Source organism: Streptomyces sp. NPDC058632 (assembly GCF_042717095.1).
Taxonomy (GTDB): Bacteria; Actinomycetota; Actinomycetes; order Streptomycetales; family Streptomycetaceae; genus Streptomyces.
The window spans coordinates 1-17,482 of the sequence record NZ_JBHXQZ010000133.1; the positions used below are offsets into that span (position 1 = coordinate 1).

Annotated in this window: 6 protein-coding genes; 1 reads left to right on the forward strand and 5 read right to left on the reverse strand. The window is 74.2% G+C overall.

Annotated features, from left to right (window positions below):
• Window positions 1-6,006: SDR family NAD(P)-dependent oxidoreductase (locus tag ACFWVE_RS32560; protein ID WP_384022037.1), on the forward strand; the 6,006-nt coding region annotated here is incomplete at its 5' end.
• A gap of 652 nt (window positions 6,007-6,658) precedes the next feature.
• Here the strand turns inward: ACFWVE_RS32560 and ACFWVE_RS32565 are convergent.
• The 5 genes from ACFWVE_RS32565 to ACFWVE_RS32585 form a co-directional block, all read right to left on the reverse strand.
• On the reverse strand, window positions 6,659-7,507 hold the full coding sequence (locus ACFWVE_RS32565) for an ABC transporter permease (protein WP_384022040.1): 849 nt from the start codon (window positions 7,505-7,507) through the stop codon (window positions 6,659-6,661).
• A gap of 31 nt (window positions 7,508-7,538) precedes the next feature.
• A complete protein-coding gene (locus ACFWVE_RS32570; protein WP_384022043.1) occupies window positions 7,539-8,558 on the reverse strand; it encodes an ATP-binding cassette domain-containing protein in 1,020 nt (339 codons plus the stop codon).
• Between the two features lie 134 nt (window positions 8,559-8,692).
• Window positions 8,693-13,963, reverse strand: coding sequence for a beta-ketoacyl synthase N-terminal-like domain-containing protein (locus tag ACFWVE_RS32575; RefSeq protein ID WP_384022046.1), 5,271 nt, complete (start codon window positions 13,961-13,963; stop codon window positions 8,693-8,695).
• 209 nt (window positions 13,964-14,172) lie between these two features.
• Window positions 14,173-16,455, reverse strand: coding sequence for an aminodeoxychorismate synthase component I (gene pabB, locus ACFWVE_RS32580; RefSeq protein ID WP_384022050.1), 2,283 nt, complete (start codon window positions 16,453-16,455; stop codon window positions 14,173-14,175).
• A gap of 160 nt (window positions 16,456-16,615) precedes the next feature.
• On the reverse strand, window positions 16,616-17,386 hold the full coding sequence (locus ACFWVE_RS32585; RefSeq protein ID WP_384022053.1) for a thioesterase II family protein: 771 nt from the start codon (window positions 17,384-17,386) through the stop codon (window positions 16,616-16,618).
• Window positions 17,387-17,482 lie beyond the last annotated feature (96 nt).

Below are 17,482 nucleotides of genomic sequence, written 5' to 3' on the forward strand. Positions count from 1 at the left end.
GCGACCGAACTGCGCAACCAGCTCAACCACCTCACCGGACTCCGGCTCCCCGCGACCCTGGTCTTCGACCACCCCAACGCCCTCGCCGTCACCGAGTTCGTGGAGGCCGAACTGGCCGCCGCGTACCCGGCGTCGGGCGATGACGCGGACGGCTCCACCGGGGAGGACGGCATCCGCCGGGCACTGCGGTCGATCCCGACCAGGCGCCTGCGGGACGCCGGTCTGATGGACGTCCTCCTCGAACTCGCCGAGGACGACGGTGCGCCGGCGCGGGAAGAGGCCGGCGCGGGCCGGGAGGAGCCGGACGCCGACCTGGACGACGCACAGGACGGCACCGCCGACGCCCTCCAGGACGACCTGGGCGTACCCGCCCCCGACCAGGGCGAGACCGAGCGGGAATCCGACACCGTGGGTGTCCCCGGAGCCCTCGCGATCCCCGACGCCCTGCGCGCCGCCCGCGCGGAGACCGCGCGGCTGCGCCGGGACAACCGACGGCTCACCGCCGTTCAGCACGAACCGATCGCTATCGTCGGCATGGCCTGCCGCTACCCGGGCGGAGTGTCCTCGCCCGAGGACCTGTGGCGACTGGTGACGGACGGTGCGGACGCCGTCACCCCGTTCCCCGAGGACCGGGGATGGGACCTGTCGATGCTGCGCGACCCGGAGGCCAAGCACTCCGACGGCTACTACGCGCGGGAGGGCGGCTTCCTCGACGGGGCGGCCGACTTCGACCCCGGGTTCTTCGGCATCTCGCCGCGCGAGGCACTGGCGATGGACCCGCAGCAGCGGCTGGCGCTGGAGCTGTCCTGGGAGGCGCTGGAGCGGGCGGGCATCGACCCGGGCTCGCTCAGGGGCAGCCGCACCGGCGTCTTCGCCGGCGTGATGTACCACGACTACCCCGGCAGCGACGGCAACGGCAGCGTCGTCACCGGCCGCATCGCCTACAAGCTCGGTCTCGAGGGCCCGGCGGTCTCCGTCGACACCGCCTGCTCGTCCTCCCTGGTCGCGCTGCACCTCGCGGTGCAGGCGCTGCGACAGGGCGACTGCTCGCTCGCCGTCACCGGCGGTGTCACCGTGCTCTCCACGCCCGGCGTGTTCGTCGAATTCGGCCGCCAGGGCGGCCTGGCGCCCGACGGCCGGTGCAAGTCGTTCGCTGCGGCGGCCGACGGCACCGGATTCTCCGAGGGAGCCGGCTTCCTCGTGATCGAACGGCTGTCCGACGCGCTGCGCAACGGGCACGAGGTGCTGGCCGTGGTCCGGGGCTCCGCCGTCAACCAGGACGGCGCGAGCAATGGGCTCACCGCCCCCAACGGCCCCTCCCAGCGCCGCGTGATCCGGCAGGCCCTCGCCAACGCGCGGCTGGCCGCCGACCAGATCGACGCGGTGGAGGCACACGGTACGGGCACGACCCTGGGCGACCCGATCGAGGCGCAGGCGCTGCTGGCCACCTATGGCCAGGACCGGCCCGAGGAGCGCCCGCTGTGGCTCGGCTCGGTGAAGTCCAACATCGGCCACACGCAGGCCGCCGCCGGTGTCGCGGGCGTCATCAAAATGGTGATGTCGATGCGGCACGGTGTCCTGCCCGCCACCGTCAACGTGGACGCGCCCAGCGACCAGGTCGACTGGACCACCGGTTCGGTCGCCCTGCTGACCGAACCGCGGGAGTGGGCCGGTACCGGCCGCCCGCGCCGCGCCGGTGTCTCCTCCTTCGGCATCAGCGGAACCAACGCGCACGTCATCGTCGAGCAGGCACCGGACGCCGCCCAGGTCGCCCGGACCGCCCCCGCGGTATCCGGAGAGGCGGTCGACGGGCGCCCGGCCCCGGTGGTGCCATGGCTGCTGTCGGCCCGCGACCAGGACGCCCTGCGCGCCCAGGCCGAACGCCTGCTGGCATACGTGGAGGAGGCCGAAGAGACCGCAAAGGACGCGCCGCGCCCGATCGACGTGGCGTACTCGCTGGCGACCACCCGAGCGGCGTTCGAACACCGCGTCGCGGTCGTCGGCGCGGAGCGGGACGGGCTGCTGGCCGCGCTGCGCACGGTCGCCCGTGGGGAGGAGCCGGCGACCACTGCCGGCGAGGGTCTGCTCGCCTTCCTCTTCCCGGGCCAGGGATCGCAGCGGCTCGGCATGGGCCGGGACCTGTACGAGCGGTTCCCGGTGTTCACCGAGGCCTTCGACGAGGCCTGCGCCGGACTGGACGAGCACCTGGACCGGCCGCTGCGTGAGGTCGTCTGGGGGGACGAGGAGGAGACCCTCAACGGCACCGCCTACACCCAGGCCGCCCTCTTCGCCCTCGGAACGGCCCTGTACCGCCTCGCCGAGTCGTTCGGTGTCGTCCCCGAGTACGTGGCGGGGCACTCGATCGGTGAGATCACCGCTGCCCACGTCGCCGGGGTCTTCACCCTGGAGGAAGCCTGCGCGCTGGTCGCAGCCCGCGGCCGACTGATGCAGGCGCTGCCCGTCGGCGGTGCCATGGCGGCGGTGCAGGCCACCGAGGCCGAGGTACTGCCGCTCCTCACCGACGGCGTCGGTGTCGCCGCCGTCAACGGCCCCGCCTCCGTCGTGGTGTCGGGTGTCGCGCAGGACGTGGAGAAGGTGACCGCGGTCTTCCGGGACCAGGGCCGTCGTACGACCGCCCTGCGGGTGTCGCACGCCTTCCACTCCCCGCTGATGGAGCCGATGCTGGAGGAGTTCCGGGCGGTCCTGGAAGGGCTGTCACCCCAGCCGCCCGCGCTGCCCGTGGTCTCCAACCTCACCGGCACCCTCGCCACCGCGGACCAGCTGTGCTCCGCCGACTACTGGGTGCGGCACGTCGGCGAGGCCGTCCGCTTCTCCGACGGGGTGCGCACCCTGCACGAGCAGGGCGTCACCCGGTTCCTGGAACTCGGCCCCGACGGCGTCGCCTCGGCCATGGCCCGCGAGACGCTGCCCGAGCACGCCGTGACCGTCGCCGCCCAGCGCCGTACCGCCCCCGGCGAGACCGCCCTGGTCGAGGCCCTCGCCCGGCTCCACGGACACGGCGTGCCCGTCGACTGGGACGCGTTCTACGCCGGCCTGGGCGCCCGCCGGGTCGCCCTGCCCACGTACGCCTTCCAGCGGCGCCGTTTCTGGCCCACGGAGATGCACATGGGCGCGGGAGCGGAGGCCGCCGGCCTGTCGTCCGCCGACCACCCGCTGCTCAGCGGCGCGGTGGAACTCGCCGGGACCGACGGCCACTTGTTCACCGGACGGCTGTCGGTCGGCACGCACGGCTGGCTCGCCGACCACGTCGTCATGGGCGCCGTCCTCGTCCCCGGCACCGCCCTGCTGGAGCTGGCGGTGCACGCCGCGAACTCCCTGGGCTGCGAGCTGGTGGAGGAACTCACCCTCGCCGCACCGCTGGTCCTGCCCGCCCGGGGCACGGTCCAGCTCCAGGTCGGCATCGGCGCCCCCGACGACTCGGGCCGCCGCTCCCTCGGCATTCACTCCCGGCCGGCCGACGACCCCGGGGCCATCTGGACGACCCATGCCGAGGGCAGCCTCGCGACCGGACCGGCGGCCTCGGCCGCCACGGACTTCGACGCGACCGTCTGGCCGCCGGAGAAGGCCGAACCGCTCGACACGGACGGCCTGTACGACCGCTTCGAGGACGCCGGCTTCACCTACGGGCCGGTATTCCAAGGACTGCGGGCCGCCTGGCGGCGGGACGGCGAGGTGTTCGCCGAGGTCGCCCTGCCCGACGGTACCGACGGCGGCGCGTACGGCCTGCACCCCGCGCTCTTCGACGCCGCACTCCACGCCACCGCACTGGCCGGCACCGGCACCGACGGCGACGCGCCACAGGACGGTGACTCCCCGCAGGGCGGCGGGGTCCCGTTCTCCTGGAACGGCGTGTCCCTGCACGCGGTCGGCGCGTCGGCCGTCCGTATCCGGCTCTCCCGCGCCGACGACGGCACCCTCGCGATCGCCGTCGCCGACACCACCGGCGCCCCCGTGGCCACCGTCAACTCCCTGGTGACCCGCCCGATCTCCGCAGCACAGCTCGGCAGCGCGGCGGGCACCGACCGGGACTCCCTGTTCGCCCTGGACTGGATTCTGGCGCCGGAACAGACGGCGGGCACGTCGTTTGACGCACCGACGGCCGGGGCCGCACGGGTCGCCCTGATCGGCCCGGACGACGACATCCTCGACGCGGCCGTTCGGAACGCCGTCGCTGCCGACAGGTACGCGGACCTGACGGCACTGGCCGACGCGGCGGCCGAGAGCCCCGTACCGCCGGTCGTCCTCCTGCCCGTCCACACCCGCACCGCACCGGCCGACAGGGCACGTGCCGCGCACACCGCGACGGCCCACGTCCTGGAGACGCTCGGCACCTGGCTCGCCGACGACCGGTTCGCCGCCTCCCGCCTGGTCGTCGTCACCCGGGGCGCGACCGACGGAGCCGACCCGGCGGCGGCCGCCGTATGGGGGCTGGTGCGCGCGGCCCAGGCGGAACACCCCGACCGGTTCACCCTGCTGGACCTGGAGAACCCGGACGCGGACGCGGACACGGGCCCGGAGACGGTTCTTCCGTCCGCCGTTCTCACGCCCACCCCCGACGAGCCGCAACTCGCGGTGCGCGAGGGCCGGGTGCTCGTGCCCCGGCTGGTGCGGGTCGCCGCACCCGAACCACAGGAGACGGGCGACTGGGACGTCGAGGGAACCGTCCTCGTCACCGGCGGCACCGGCGGCCTCGGTGCCGCCGTCGCCCGCCACCTGGTGACCGAGCACGGCGCGCGGAGCCTGCTGCTGGTGAGCCGGCGCGGCCCCGCCGCCGACGGCGCCGGCGAACTCGCCGCCGCGCTGGAGAGGGAAGGCGCCCGGGTCACCGTCGCCGCCTGCGACGTGACGGACCGCGCCGCACTCGACCGGCTGCTGGCCGAGGTGCCCGCCGACCGGCCGCTGCGCGCCGTGATCCACGCGGCGGGCGTCCTGGACGACGGGATGGTCGACTCCCTCACGCCCGAGCGGCTCGCCGCCGTTCTGCGGCCCAAGGCGGACGCCGCCTGGCACCTGCACGAGGCCACCGCGGACCTCCCGCTCGACGCCTTCGTGCTGTTCTCCTCGGTGGCCGGCACGCTCGGCAACGCCGGTCAGGCCAACTACGCGGCGGGCAACGCCTTCCTGGACGCCCTCGCCCTGCACCGCCGGAACCGGGGACTGCCCGCCCTGTCCCTCGGCTGGGGCCCTTGGACCCGGGGCAGCGGCATGACCGGCGAGCTCGGCGAGGCCGACATCGCGCGGATGACCAGGGCGGGCATGCCGCCGATGCCGCCGGAGCAGGGCCTGGCCCTGTTCGACACGCTCCGCACCGCCGACGCGGGAGCCGCGGTCCTGCCCGTACGGCTGGACCTGGGGACCCTGCGGTCCCTCGGCGAGGTGCCGCCGCTGTTCCGGTCACTGATCCGGGTGGCGTCCCGTCGTACGGCCTCGGCGGCGGGAACGGCCGCCGCCGCGGACCTCGCCCGGCGGCTGTCCGGACTCACTCCGGCGGAGGGCCGGGAAGCACTGCTGGAAATGGTGCGCGGTCAGATCGCCACCGTCCTCGGTCACATGGACCTGGCGGACGTCGAGCCGACCCGCCCCTTCCAGGACCTCGGCTTCGACTCGCTGACCTCCGTCGAGCTGCGCAACCGGCTCGGCGCGCTCACCGGCACCCGCCTCCCGGCCACCCTCCTGTTCGACTACCCCACGCCCAGCGAACTCGTCGCCCACCTGTACGCACGCGTCGCCCCGGCCCCGGCCGACGGACCGGAGACGGTCCTGGCGGAGCTGGACAGGCTGGAGAAGAGCATCACGGGCATCGAAGCCGGTGCCGAACTGTTCGAACAGGTCGCGGGCCGGCTCGAGGTGCTCCGCAGCAAGTGGCAGTCGCTGCGCGCGGAGTCGTCCGCTGTGTCCGGTGAGGAGGACGACGGGTTCGACTTCGACTCGGCTACGGACGAGGAGGTGTTCGACATGCTCGACAACGAAATCGGCCTCTCGTAACACGCGTTCCGTCCGGCTCGGACGCCGGACGGAACCGCTCGGCACCACAGCCCGCCACACCGTCCCGCCCGTCCGGCCCCAGGCCGGACGGGCGGTGCCGTTCCGGGTGACCGGCCGACGGGTCCGCCCGCGGCCGGCTCACCTCTCCTGCCCGTTTTCCCTTCGGCGGGTGTCCGTTCGGAGGCGGATCGGGCACCCGCCTCACGCACTGTTCAGCGATTATCCGGCCACAGGGTCTTCCGCTTGGCCTGTTTCACTCGGATCGGTGACCGGAGCGGGCGGCGGGGCGGACGCGTCTCGGGGACTCCCACCCGGTGCCGTACGGATCGAGCGCCCGGCGTGTCCCCGGCGAGTTCCCCGCTCGAATCGTAGGCTCCTGTGACCCCTCAGCGGCTCCTGCCGGCCCTTGTCCGGCGCCCGGCACCGCCACGCGCCGCCGGACACGGCTCCGGGCGCGCCCGTTCGGGCCCCGCACGCTGCCCGCTCACACATTGCCGCAGCTCATCGGCTCACACGGGACCGAGATCCCCAGACGTCATCCCGATGCCCACGGGTGCCTCCGGTGTCCCGCCGTACCGGCCGCAAAAAGGCCCGTGAGCGCCGAAAGACGCCCACGGGCCGATGTCCCGCACCCGGGGGAGTGGTGCGGGGGTCAGAGAGGCCGGCGGAAGCCGGCCAGCGCGGCGAACGCACCCACCGCGCTGATCACCACGCCGATGACCAGCGCGGGGATCGCGTGGTCGAGGCCCGGCACGTCCAGTGCGAGGGCGCGGCTGGCGTCGATGGCGTACGTCAGGGGGTTGACGTGGGCGACGGCCGCCAGCCAGCCGGGCAGGTCGGCGACCGGCACGTAGGCGCTGGACGCGAACATCAGCGGGAAGATCACGATCAGGGCGAGGTTCTGCAGCGGTTCGGCCCGACGCAGCCAGGCACCGGCCGCGATGAAGGCCCAGCCCAGGGCGAAGCTGATGAAGAGCGTCAGCCCGGCGGACAGGGCGAGTTCGGCGATGCCCCCGTTGGGGGAGTAGCCCAGGACCGTCATCGCCAGCACCATGATCACAAGGATCTGCACGGCGCTGCGCACCAGTCCCACGAGACTGCGTGCGGCCAGCAGGGCCCCGGGGTGCACGGGCAGCGAACGCAGCCGGGCGACCACGCCGTTGCGCAGGTCCTCCACCAGGCCCACCCCGGACTGCATCGCCGACTGCGCGGCGTTGTCCACCAGGACGGCCGGCAGCACGAAGTCGAGGTAGCTGACACCGTTCGGGAAGTGCGGGGGCATGCCCATCTTGCTGAACACCTGGGTCAGCACGAACAGGATGACGACCGGCTGGATCAGACCGAACAGCACGATGCCCGGGTCGGTCACCATCGCCCGCAGCGACCGCCCGGTGAGCACCCGCACCTGAGCGATGAACGAACTCCCGCCGAAGTCCGGTGCCTTGAGCGCGACGGCCGCGGGTGCGTCCGGGCGCGCGGCGGGAGTGAGGTGCGTGGTCAAGAGGTCCTCCACAGAGGGCGTCGGGCGGCGGTCACGCCGGGGTCCGGGCGTGCTGCTCGGCGAGGGTCAAATACACGTCGTCCAGGCTCGGTTCGCCGAACGTCAGCTCGGTGGCCTCGACACCCGCGTGGTCCAGCGCACGGATGACGTCGGCGATCTGCCGGGTGGTGTCGATGGGGACGACGAGGCTGCGGGTGGCCTCCTCGCCGCCGACCGGGGCGAAACCGGCGTCGCGCAGTGCGGCTCCCGCTCTCACAGGGGCGTCGTCGCTGTCCAGCGTCAGGGTCACGGTGCGGCGGCCGACGGTGGCCTTGAGCTCGTGGGCCGTGCCGGAGGCGACGACCCGGCCGTCGGAGAGCACCGTGATGGTGTCGGCGAGGCGGTCGGCCTCCTCGAGGTACTGCGTGGTCAGCAGCACCGTGGCGCCCTGCTCGACCAGGCCCTCGACGATCTCCCACAGGTTCAGCCGGCTCGACGGGTCCAGGCCGGTGGTGGGCTCGTCGAGGAAGATCACCTGAGGGCCGCCCACCAGGGACACGGCCAGATCCAGCCGCCGCCGCAGGCCGCCCGAATAGCCACTCGCCCGCCGGTCGGCGACCGAGGTCAGCTGGAACAGCTCCAGCAGCTCGTCGGCCCGGGAGTGAGCGGCCCGGCGTCCCGCACCGAGCAGCCGGGCGATCAGGACGAGGTTGTCGCGTCCGCTGAGCTGACCGTCCACGGACGCGAACTGGCCGGTGAGGCCGATGCGGCGGCGAATCTGGAAGGGGTCCCGGGTCACGTCGTACCCGGCGACCGACGCCCTGCCCGAGGAGAGCGGCAGGGCGGTGGTCAGGATGTTGACCAGAGTGGTCTTGCCGGCTCCGTTGTGACCGAGGAGGGCCAGAACGCTGCCCTGGCGGGCGCTGACGCTGACCGAGTCCAGGGCGTTGACCGTGCCGTACGACTTGCTGACGGCGTCCGCCTCGATCATCAGATCGCCGGAGCCGGAGCCGGAGCCGGAGCCGGAGCCGGAGCCGGGCTGGGTGACGGGGGGCATGACGAGCCCGCTCATGAGGTGATCTCCCGCTGGTGGATGTGCGGATGCGCGGATGCGCGCGAAGTGGAGGACCGGCCGCCGGTCGGCCCGTGGATGCCGCTGCCCGTCGAGGGACGGGCGACGGGACGTGGACAAGTGCCGTACCCCGCCTACCTGTCGTTGCCCCCGTCCATGAGGCGGAACAGTTCCTCGTCCGAGGCACCCTCCAGGTCCAGCGGGCCGCCGACCGGTTCCGGGGCGTCGGCGCGAGCCGGGGCCCAGCGCGCGGCCAGCGCCTTCAGCCGGACCGCCGTCCCGGCGTCGAGGTCCGCGCCCGACGTGAGCAGCGCCTCGAGCTCGTCGACCAGGGTGCCCGCGTCCCGGACACGGACCGGGCCGGACTGCTGGAGCGTGTCGCACACCAGGCGGGCCACCGCGGCGGGCGAGGGATGGTCGAAGACCAGGGTCGGCGGCAGCCGGACCCCGGTGACGGCGGTGAGCCGGTTGCGCAGTTCGACGGCGGTGACGGAGGTGACGCCGAATTCGGTGAAGGCCAGGCCGGGACCGGCGTCCGGCGGCAGTTCCCCGCCGACCACGGCCGCCAGCTCCCCGCGCACCAGATCCGTCACGAACGCCACCCGCTCCGCATCCGTCAGACCCGCCAGCCGTTCGGCCAGCACCGGCGCCGTGTCCGCGGCTCCCACGGTGTCCGGGCTCGCCACGGCCACCGTGCCGGCGGGCACCGAGGCCAGCCAGTACGACTCGTGCTGGAAGGCGTAGGTGGGCAGCGGCACCACCCGTGCTCCGGGCAGCACCGCCCGCCAGTCGACCGGCAGCCCGTGCGCGTGCAGCCGTACGGCGGCGGCGAGCACGGCCCGTTCCTCGTCCTCCCCGCCCCGCAGCAGCGGTTCCACCAGGGGAAGGGTCCCCGGCTCCCGCCGTCCGGAGCGTTCCTCCAGGCACTCGTCGACCATGGGGGTGAGCGCGGCCTCGGGACCCAGCTCCACGTAGACGCCGGTGTGCGCGTCCGCGAGCCGACCGACCGCGTCCGCGAACCGGACCGTCTCCCGGGCGTGCCGCATCCAGTGGCCGGGATCGCGCGCCTCCTCGGCGGTGAGCGGGCGGCCGGTGACCCCGGAGATCAGCGGCAGGCCGGGTCCGGCGAAGGACAGGGACGCCACGGTCTCCCGGAACGCGGCGAGCATCGGCTCCATCAGCGGCGAGTGGAAGGCGTGGCTGACCACCAGGCGGCGCGTCTTGTGCCCGGCGGCGGTCAGCTCCCCGGCCAGTTCGGTCAGCGGACCGTCCGCGCCGGACAGCACCACCGACCGCGGTCCGTTCACCGCGGCGACGGCGATGTCCTGAGCACGCCCCTCCAGCCACGGCAGTACGTCGTCCTCGGAGCAGCGGACGGCGACCATCGCCCCGCCCGGCGGCAGCGACTGCATCAGCCGGCCGCGCGCGGTGACCAGGGTGCAGGCGTCCGGCAGGCTCAGCACGCCCGCCACATGCGCGGCGGCGATCTCGCCCACCGAGTGGCCCACCAGCCGTGCGGGCGTCAATCCCCAGGAGGCCAGCAGCCGGTACAGGGCCACCTGGAAGGCGAACAGGGCGGGCTGCGCGTAACCGGTGCCGTGCAGCAGGCCGGCCTCCTCGCTGTCCGGGCCGGCCCACATCACCGAGGTCAGTGGCCGCTCCAGCAGGGGATCGAGCTCCGCGCACACCTCGCGCAGCGCGGCGTCGAAGACCGGGAACGCGGCGGCGAGCGCGCGGCCCATGCCGGGACGCTGACTGCCCTGCCCGGTGAACACGAACGCGGGCTCGAGGGAGCCGCCGCCCGCGCTGCGGCCCACCGCCCCGGCGACGTCACCCCGGGCGAACCCGGCGGCCGCCGCCATGAGCGCGGCCCGGTCGGCACCGGTGAGCACCGCCGTACGGCAGTGCAGGGAGCGGGTGGTGAGGAGGGAGTACGCGATGTCGCGGGCCGGTATCTCCGGATGCGCCTCGGCGTAACCGGCCAGCCGCCGCGCCTGGCCCCGCAGTGCCGCGGCGTCCCGGGCCGACACCAGCCACGGCACGACGACCTCGCGGGACCCAGAGGCGGCCCCTTCGCCCCCTTCCGTCCTTCCGGGCGGCGCGGCCCCGGCACCGACCTCGGCTTCGACCGGGGCCTCCTCCAGGACGAGATGGGCGTTGGTGCCGCTGATGCCGAACGACGAGACGGCCGCCCGGCGTGGCCTGCCGTCCCCGGCCGGCCACTCCTGTGCCTCGCTCAGCAGCCGAACCGTGCCCGGGGACCAGTCCACCTTCGAGCTGGGGGTGTCCGCGTGCAGAGTGCGCGGCAGCACCCCGTGTTCCAGCGCGAGCACCATCTTCATCACCCCGGTCACGCCGGCCGCCGCCTGGGTGTGGCCCAGGTTCGACTTGACCGAGCCCAGCCACAGCGGACGCCCCTCGGGACGCTCCCGTCCGTAGGTGTCGAGCAGGGCCTGTGCCTCGATCGGGTCGCCCAGCGGCGTACCGGTGCCGTGCGCCTCCACCGCGTCCACGTCCGCCGCGGTGAGCCCCGCGTCGGCCAGCGCCCGCCGGATGACCCGGCGCTGGGCGGGACCGTTGGGCGCGGTCAGGCCGTTGGAGGCGCCGTCCTGGTTCACCGCCGAGCCGCGGATCACCGCGAGTACGGGATGGCCGTTGCGCCGGGCGTCGGACAGCCGCTCCAGGAGCAGCAGACCGGCGCCCTCCGACCAGGCGGCCCCGTCGGCGCCCTCGCCGAAGGACTTGCAGCGGCTGTCCGGGGACAGGCCCCGCAGCCGGGAGAAGCCCACGAACGGCGTCGGCGTCGCCATCACCGCCACGCCCCCGGCGAGCGCCAGCTCCGACTCTCCCGACCGCAGTGACCGGCACGCCAGATGCAGGGCGACCAGCGACGAGGAGCAGGCGGTGTCCACCGTCAGGGCCGGGCCGTCGAGGCCCAGGGTGTACGAGATCCGCCCGGACAGCGCGCCGGCGGAGGTACCCACCGGGAGCAGCCCCTCCAGCTCGCCGGACGGGTCGGTCGCCCCCGTCGCGTAGTCGTGGTACATGGCACCGGTGAACACCCCGGTACGGCTGCCGCGCAGCGTCAGCGGATCGATCCGGGCCCGTTCCACGGCCTCCCAGGCGGTCTCCAGCAGCAACCGCTGCTGCGGATCGGTGGCGAGCGACTCCCGCGCCGACATGCCGAAGAACCCGGCGTCGAAGTGGGCCGCGTCGCGCAGGAACCCGCCCTCGCGGGCGTAGGAGGTGCCCGGGTGCTCCGGGTCGTCGTCGAAGAGGGTGTCGAGATTCCAGCCGCGGTCGGTGGGGAACCCGGACACGGCGTCGACGCCGTCGCTCAGCAGCGCCCACAGCGCCTCCGGGGAGACGGTGTCCCCGGGCAGCCGGCAGGCCATGCCCACGATCGCCACGGGCTCGTCGCCGGGCACCGGGTGGGGCGGCAACTCCTCGTCCTGGCGGTTCAGCCCGGCCAGTTCCCGGGCGAGGGAGACCGGGGTCGGGAAGTCGAACGCCACCGCGGCGGGCAGTGGCAGACCCGTGGCCTCGGCGAGCGCGTTGCGCAGCCGCACCGAAGCCACCGAATCCAGGCCGTGCTCACGGAACGTGACGTCCGGCCCGATGGGCTCCGCGCCCTCCGCGCCCTCCGCGTCCCTCGTGCCGAGCACCTCGGCGACCGCGGCGGCGACCAGGCCGAGAGCGGTGCGCAGGTCCGGGCGGGGCGCGTCGGCGGGAACCGGCTCGGGGTGCGCCGCGGCGTCGGCCAGGATCTGTTCCAGTGCCCGCCGGTTGATCTTCCCGGCGGGTGTGCGCGGCAGGGCCGGCAGCACGACGAGCTCCAGCGGGATCTTGTACTCGGCGACGCCGCGTTCCCGCAGGAACGCCGTCACCTCACCGAGGCCGACCGGGCCGGGCGACCCGCCCCCGGCACCCGGAGAGGTCGGCGCGTCGGCCGGGCGGGCGGTCACCACCAGGCAGGGGTACTCCCCGAGCCGCGGATCCGGTTTGGCGACCACCGCCAGCGGGCCGATACCGGGCAGGTCCGCCAGAATCCCCTGGACCTCCACGGCGTTGAACTTGCGGCCGCCCACATTGATCAGTTCGGCGGAGCGGCCGTGGAACACCACGAGACCGTCCGCGCCGATCGAGGCGAGGTCACCGGTGCGCAGCCAGCCGTCCTCGGACACCACCGACCGGGTCAGCTCCGGCTCGCCGTAGTAGCCGCGGAACATGCTGGGGCTGCGGTAGTACAGCTCCCCGGACTCACCGGGGGCACACGGCCGCCCGTCCTCGTCGAGGATGCGCATCCGCGCGCCCCGCACCGGCCGCCCCACACTGTGCGCGGCGACCTCCGGCGGGTCCCCGGCCAGACTGCTGGTGCCGTTCCCGGCCTCCGACATGCCCCACACCACGACCAGCGAGGTGTCCAGGGCCTCCCGCACCTCGCGCACCAGGGCGGCGGGCAGCGCGGCACCGGCGGTCAGCACCCGCTCCGGGCGGAACCCCGCGCCCGCCTCCGACTCCCGTGCCCGTGACACCACGTCGTGCAGCTGTGCCGGTACGGCGACCACCACGCTCGGCCGCTCCGCCCGCGCGAGTTCCAGGAAGCGGTCCACGTCCCACGAACGCAGCAGCACCTGACGGCCGGAACGGAACAGCGCCGAGTACATCGACTGGAGCCCGAAGCAGTGGGTCAGTGGGCAGGTCGTGATCAGGGTGCCGCCGTACGGCCCGGCACTGTCCTCGGTCGCCGCACGGGAGTTGGTGAGCAGTGAGTCGTGGGTGTGCAGACAGATCTTGGGCCGCGCGGAGGTGGTGCCGGACGAGGGGAACAGCAGGAACGGAGCGTCGGGCCGCACCTCCACCGGCCGGGGCCGCTCACCCGCCCAGCGGGCCAGCAGGCCCTCGACCGTCTCCGCGCCGTCCGCCGCGTCGCCGCCGGTGACCAGGACGGCGCGCAGCGACGGCAACGCCTTCCGCAGCGTCACCGCGCTCAGCGGGCCGTCGGCCTCCTGGGTGCCCGACGGCAGCGCGAGCGCCGTCGGGCCGGCCCGCTCCAACAGGGCCCGTACGTCAGCGGGGGCGTTGCCCCGGTGGACGGGCAGGGTGACGGCCCCCACCGATGCCGCCGCCAGGTGCAGCGTGACGTACTCCCAGCAGTTGGGCAGATGCAGGGCGACCACGTCGCCGGGCCCGACGCCGGCCTCCTGGAGACCGCGGGCCAGCGCGTCCACCTCGGCCCGCCACTCCCGCCACGTACGGGTGCGTTCCCCGTCCACCAGCGCCACGGCGTCGCCCCCGCCCCGTACGGCCGCGGCGAACACCTCGGGCAGGGTGAGACCGTCGAGCCCGCCGTCGGCGGCACCGGGCGGCTGGATCACGTAGTCGTCAGCGTGGACGGGCACCATCACTCCCGGGGTGTCGAGCGATTCCGGCGAACGGGGAACCCTCCCAGGCTGTTGCCCAACACCCCGGATTTTCCCTAGACATGGGCCGCCCTACGCATACGGGGGCCGGGAACGGGGGACCGGGCGGCGGGCGCCCGCCCGGCCGCTCGGAGGCACGGCGGCGGCCCGGCGGAGACACCGAGGGATCCGCCGGGGCGTCCCGTCGCGGATCACAGGGACCGGGGCAGGGCCTCCCGCCCGTCCCGGGACGCCGCTCGGGCGGGCGTGTCCGCCGGAGCGGCCCCGGCCGCCGCGTCGTCCGCCAGGTCCAGGCGGCCGGGGAACGCGGTGCCGAGCAGCCGCAGCAGCGGTGCCGCCTTCACCGCCGTCTCCTCGAACTCCGCCGCGGGGTCCGAGAGCGCGATGACGGCGCCGCCGACGCCGTAGCGCAGCCGGTTCCCGCTGAGTACCACCGTGCGGATCACGATGCTCAGATCCACCGCCCCGGTCAGCGAGAAGTAGCCGATCGCCCCCGAGTACACGCCGCGCGGACCGCCCTCCAGCCGGTCGATGATCTGCATGGTGCGGATCTTCGGGGCCCCCGTCATCGAACCGCCGGGGAACGCGGCGCGCACGGCGGCCACCGGGCTGAGGTCCGGGCGCAGCCGCGCCCGGACCGTGCTCACCAACTGGTGCACCGTCGCGTACGTCTCCACCTGGAACACCGGGTCCGCGACGACCGAGCCGACCTCCGCACACCGGCCGAGGTCGTGCCGGACCAGGTCGACGATCATCAGGTTCTCGGCGCGGTCCTTCTCACAGGTCGCCAGGTCCTCGGCGAGCCGGGCGTCCTCCTCCGGGGTGTCGCCGCGCTGCCGGGTGCCCTTGATGGGCTTGGACTCCATCACGCCGTGCCGGTCGATGCGCAGGAACCGCTCGGGCGAGGTGCTGAGCACGGCCATCGGCCCGAAGTGCAGGAACGCGGCGAACGGCGCGCGGCTCACCCGGCGCAGACAGCGGTACGCCTGCCACGGGTCCAGGTCGGTGTCCGCCTCGGCCATGTTGGTCAGGCACACCTCGTACGTCTCACCGGCCGCGATCTCCTGCTGACAGGCGTCGATCAGCTTGAGGTAGGCGTCGCGGTCGTGGCGCAGCACCACCGGCCCGCTGCCACCGGGCGCGGGGGCCTCGTAGGGCTCCGTTTCCCGGCCCGCGACCGTCTCCAGGGCGGCGGCGGCCGATTCGAGCCAGGACCGTGCCGCCTGCTCGTCGCCGTCCTCGGCCAGGGCCAGCAGACAGGCCGTGTCGGTGCGGTGGTCGAGCACCAGTGCACGGTCGGCGAAGACGAGGACGGCGTCGGGGTCGGGGGAGCGGTGCGCCGCCTCCCCGTCGCACTCGGCCTTCAGCTCGTAGCCGAGGCACCCGACCCAGCCGAGGGCGAAGTCGAAGGGCAGATCGGGTACCTCGGTGCTGAGTCCGGCCAGGTCCCGCTCCAGCCAGGACAGGAAGGCCGACCGTTCGACGCGTGTGACGCCGCCCTCGGTGACGGTCACGGTGCCGGCCTGCACGTCCGCCGTGGCGACGCGGGCCAGCGGGCCGGAGGCGTTCCCCATCACGGACAGCTGTCCGAGGCGCCCGCCCGGGCGGCTGCTGTCCAGCCAGAACGGATGGTCGCCGGTGCGGAACAGCGAGTCGAAGGCCACCTCCGCGTCCCAGCGGGTGCGCAGCCGTTCGACGAGGACCCGCAACCGCCGGGGCGGACCTCCGCCCGCGACCCGGTCACCGGTCCCGGCCGTGACCGCTCCCTGCACGCCGCCCGCTCCCTGCACGCCGCCCGCGCCCGCACGCTCGGCCGCACCCATGGTGTCCGGGGACCGCCGCTGCTCCGGAATGCTCCTCGTGACGGCGGGCCCCGCCCCGCCGGGGCGGGATCGGCCGTGCCGCTCGGTCAGGCGCCGGAAGTTCTCCAGCAGCCGGTGGCCGTCCTGCGTGCCGATGGACTCCGGGTGGAACTGAACGCCCCACAACGGCAGCGTCCGGTGGCGCAGGGCCATCAGCACCCCGTCCGGCGACCATGCCGTGGCCTCGAGCTCCGGCGGCAGATCCGTCACGGCGAGGGAGTGGTAACGGACCACCTCCAGCGGCTGCGGCAGCCCTTCGAACAGCCCGGTGCCGTGGTGCCGTACGGCGGAGGTCCGGCCGTGCCGCGGCTCCGGCGCGCGCCCCACCGAGGCACCGTGGGCCAGGGCCATGCCCTGATGGCCCAGACACACCCCGAGCACGGGCAGCCGGCCCTCCTCGGCGATGCCCGCGCACAGCCCGAAGTCGGCGGGCCGGTGCGGTGTGCCGGGGCCGGGGGAGAGCACCACGTTGTCGAAGGCGTCGAGGAGGCCCGGCCGCCACGCCGGGTCGTCGTTGCGGATCACTTCGGGCTCCTGCCCGTTGACCCGGGACAGGTAGTGGAAGAGGTTGTAGGTGAACGAGTCGTAGTTGTCTACGAGCAATGTGCGCATGAGCGTTTCCTTGTCCAGGAGGCGCGTGAGCGGAAAGTGACGGGGAACGTGACGGACGTGGGTGACGGTCCGGTCATGTGCGGGCTCTCCGGTGGTGTGTCGACCACGACTCCTGCGCCTGCCCGGGTGGTGCGGCGCCGCCGCACCACCCGGGCGGACGTCAGGACGCCGGGGCCGTGCGTGCCAGGTCGAGGGCGTCGGCGATCTCGCCGTTGACCGCCGACAGCTGCTGGGTGAGGAAGAAGTGGCCGCCGGTGAGCACCCTCAGCCGGAAGGGGCCTTCGGTGTGGTCCTGCCAGCGTTCCGCCTCCTCGACCGTGGTGAGCGGGTCACCGTCACCGGTGAGCACGGTGATCCCGCACCGCACCGTGCGGTCCGGCGGGCAGGAGTACGTCTCGATGGCGCGGTAGTCGCCGCGCAGCGCGGGCAGGGCCATGCGCAGGATCTCCTCGTCGCCGAGGACACCGGCCGCGGTGCCGTTCAGCCGCTTCATCTCGGCGACGATCCCGTCGTCGTCCCGCAGGTGCACCTCCTCGGAACGCGTGGTCGACGGGGCCCGTCGGCCGGAGGCGATGACGGTGAGCGGTCCGGCGGCCTTCTGCTCCAGCCGCCACGCCGTCTCGAAGGCCAGCGCCGCGCCCATGCTGTGCCCGAAGAACACGCTGGGCCGGGCGTCCAGCGCGAGCAACTGCTCGGCGATCAGATCGGCCAGCCGGCCGAGGTCTTCCACACAGGGCTCCTTGCGCCGGTCCTGGCGACCGGGGTACTGCACTGACAAGACCTCGGTGGCCGGAGCGAACCGCGCCGAGACCGGGTGGTAGAAGCTGGCCGAACCGCCCGCGTGCGGGAAGCAGACCAGCCGTACCGCGTCGGCGTCGGCCGGGTGGTAGCGCCGCAGCCACAGGGCCCCGGTGTCGTCAGCGGTGGTCACGGTGTGAGTCCCTTCAGTGGTACTGCGGCCGGCGGTGCTCCGCCGGCCGGGCGGGTCCGCGGCGGTCCGGGGCGGGCGCACCTCCCGCCGCGGACC

Coding starts and splice junctions, on each gene's coding strand:
- ACFWVE_RS32570 (WP_384022043.1), bottom strand. CDS start 8,558: ATGAGCGGGCTCGTCATGCCCCCCGTCACCCAGCCCGGCTCCGGCTCC.
- ACFWVE_RS32575 (WP_384022046.1), bottom strand. CDS start 13,963: ATGGTGCCCGTCCACGCTGACGACTACGTGATCCAGCCGCCCGGTGCC.
- pabB (WP_384022050.1), bottom strand. CDS start 16,455: ATGCGCACATTGCTCGTAGACAACTACGACTCGTTCACCTACAACCTC.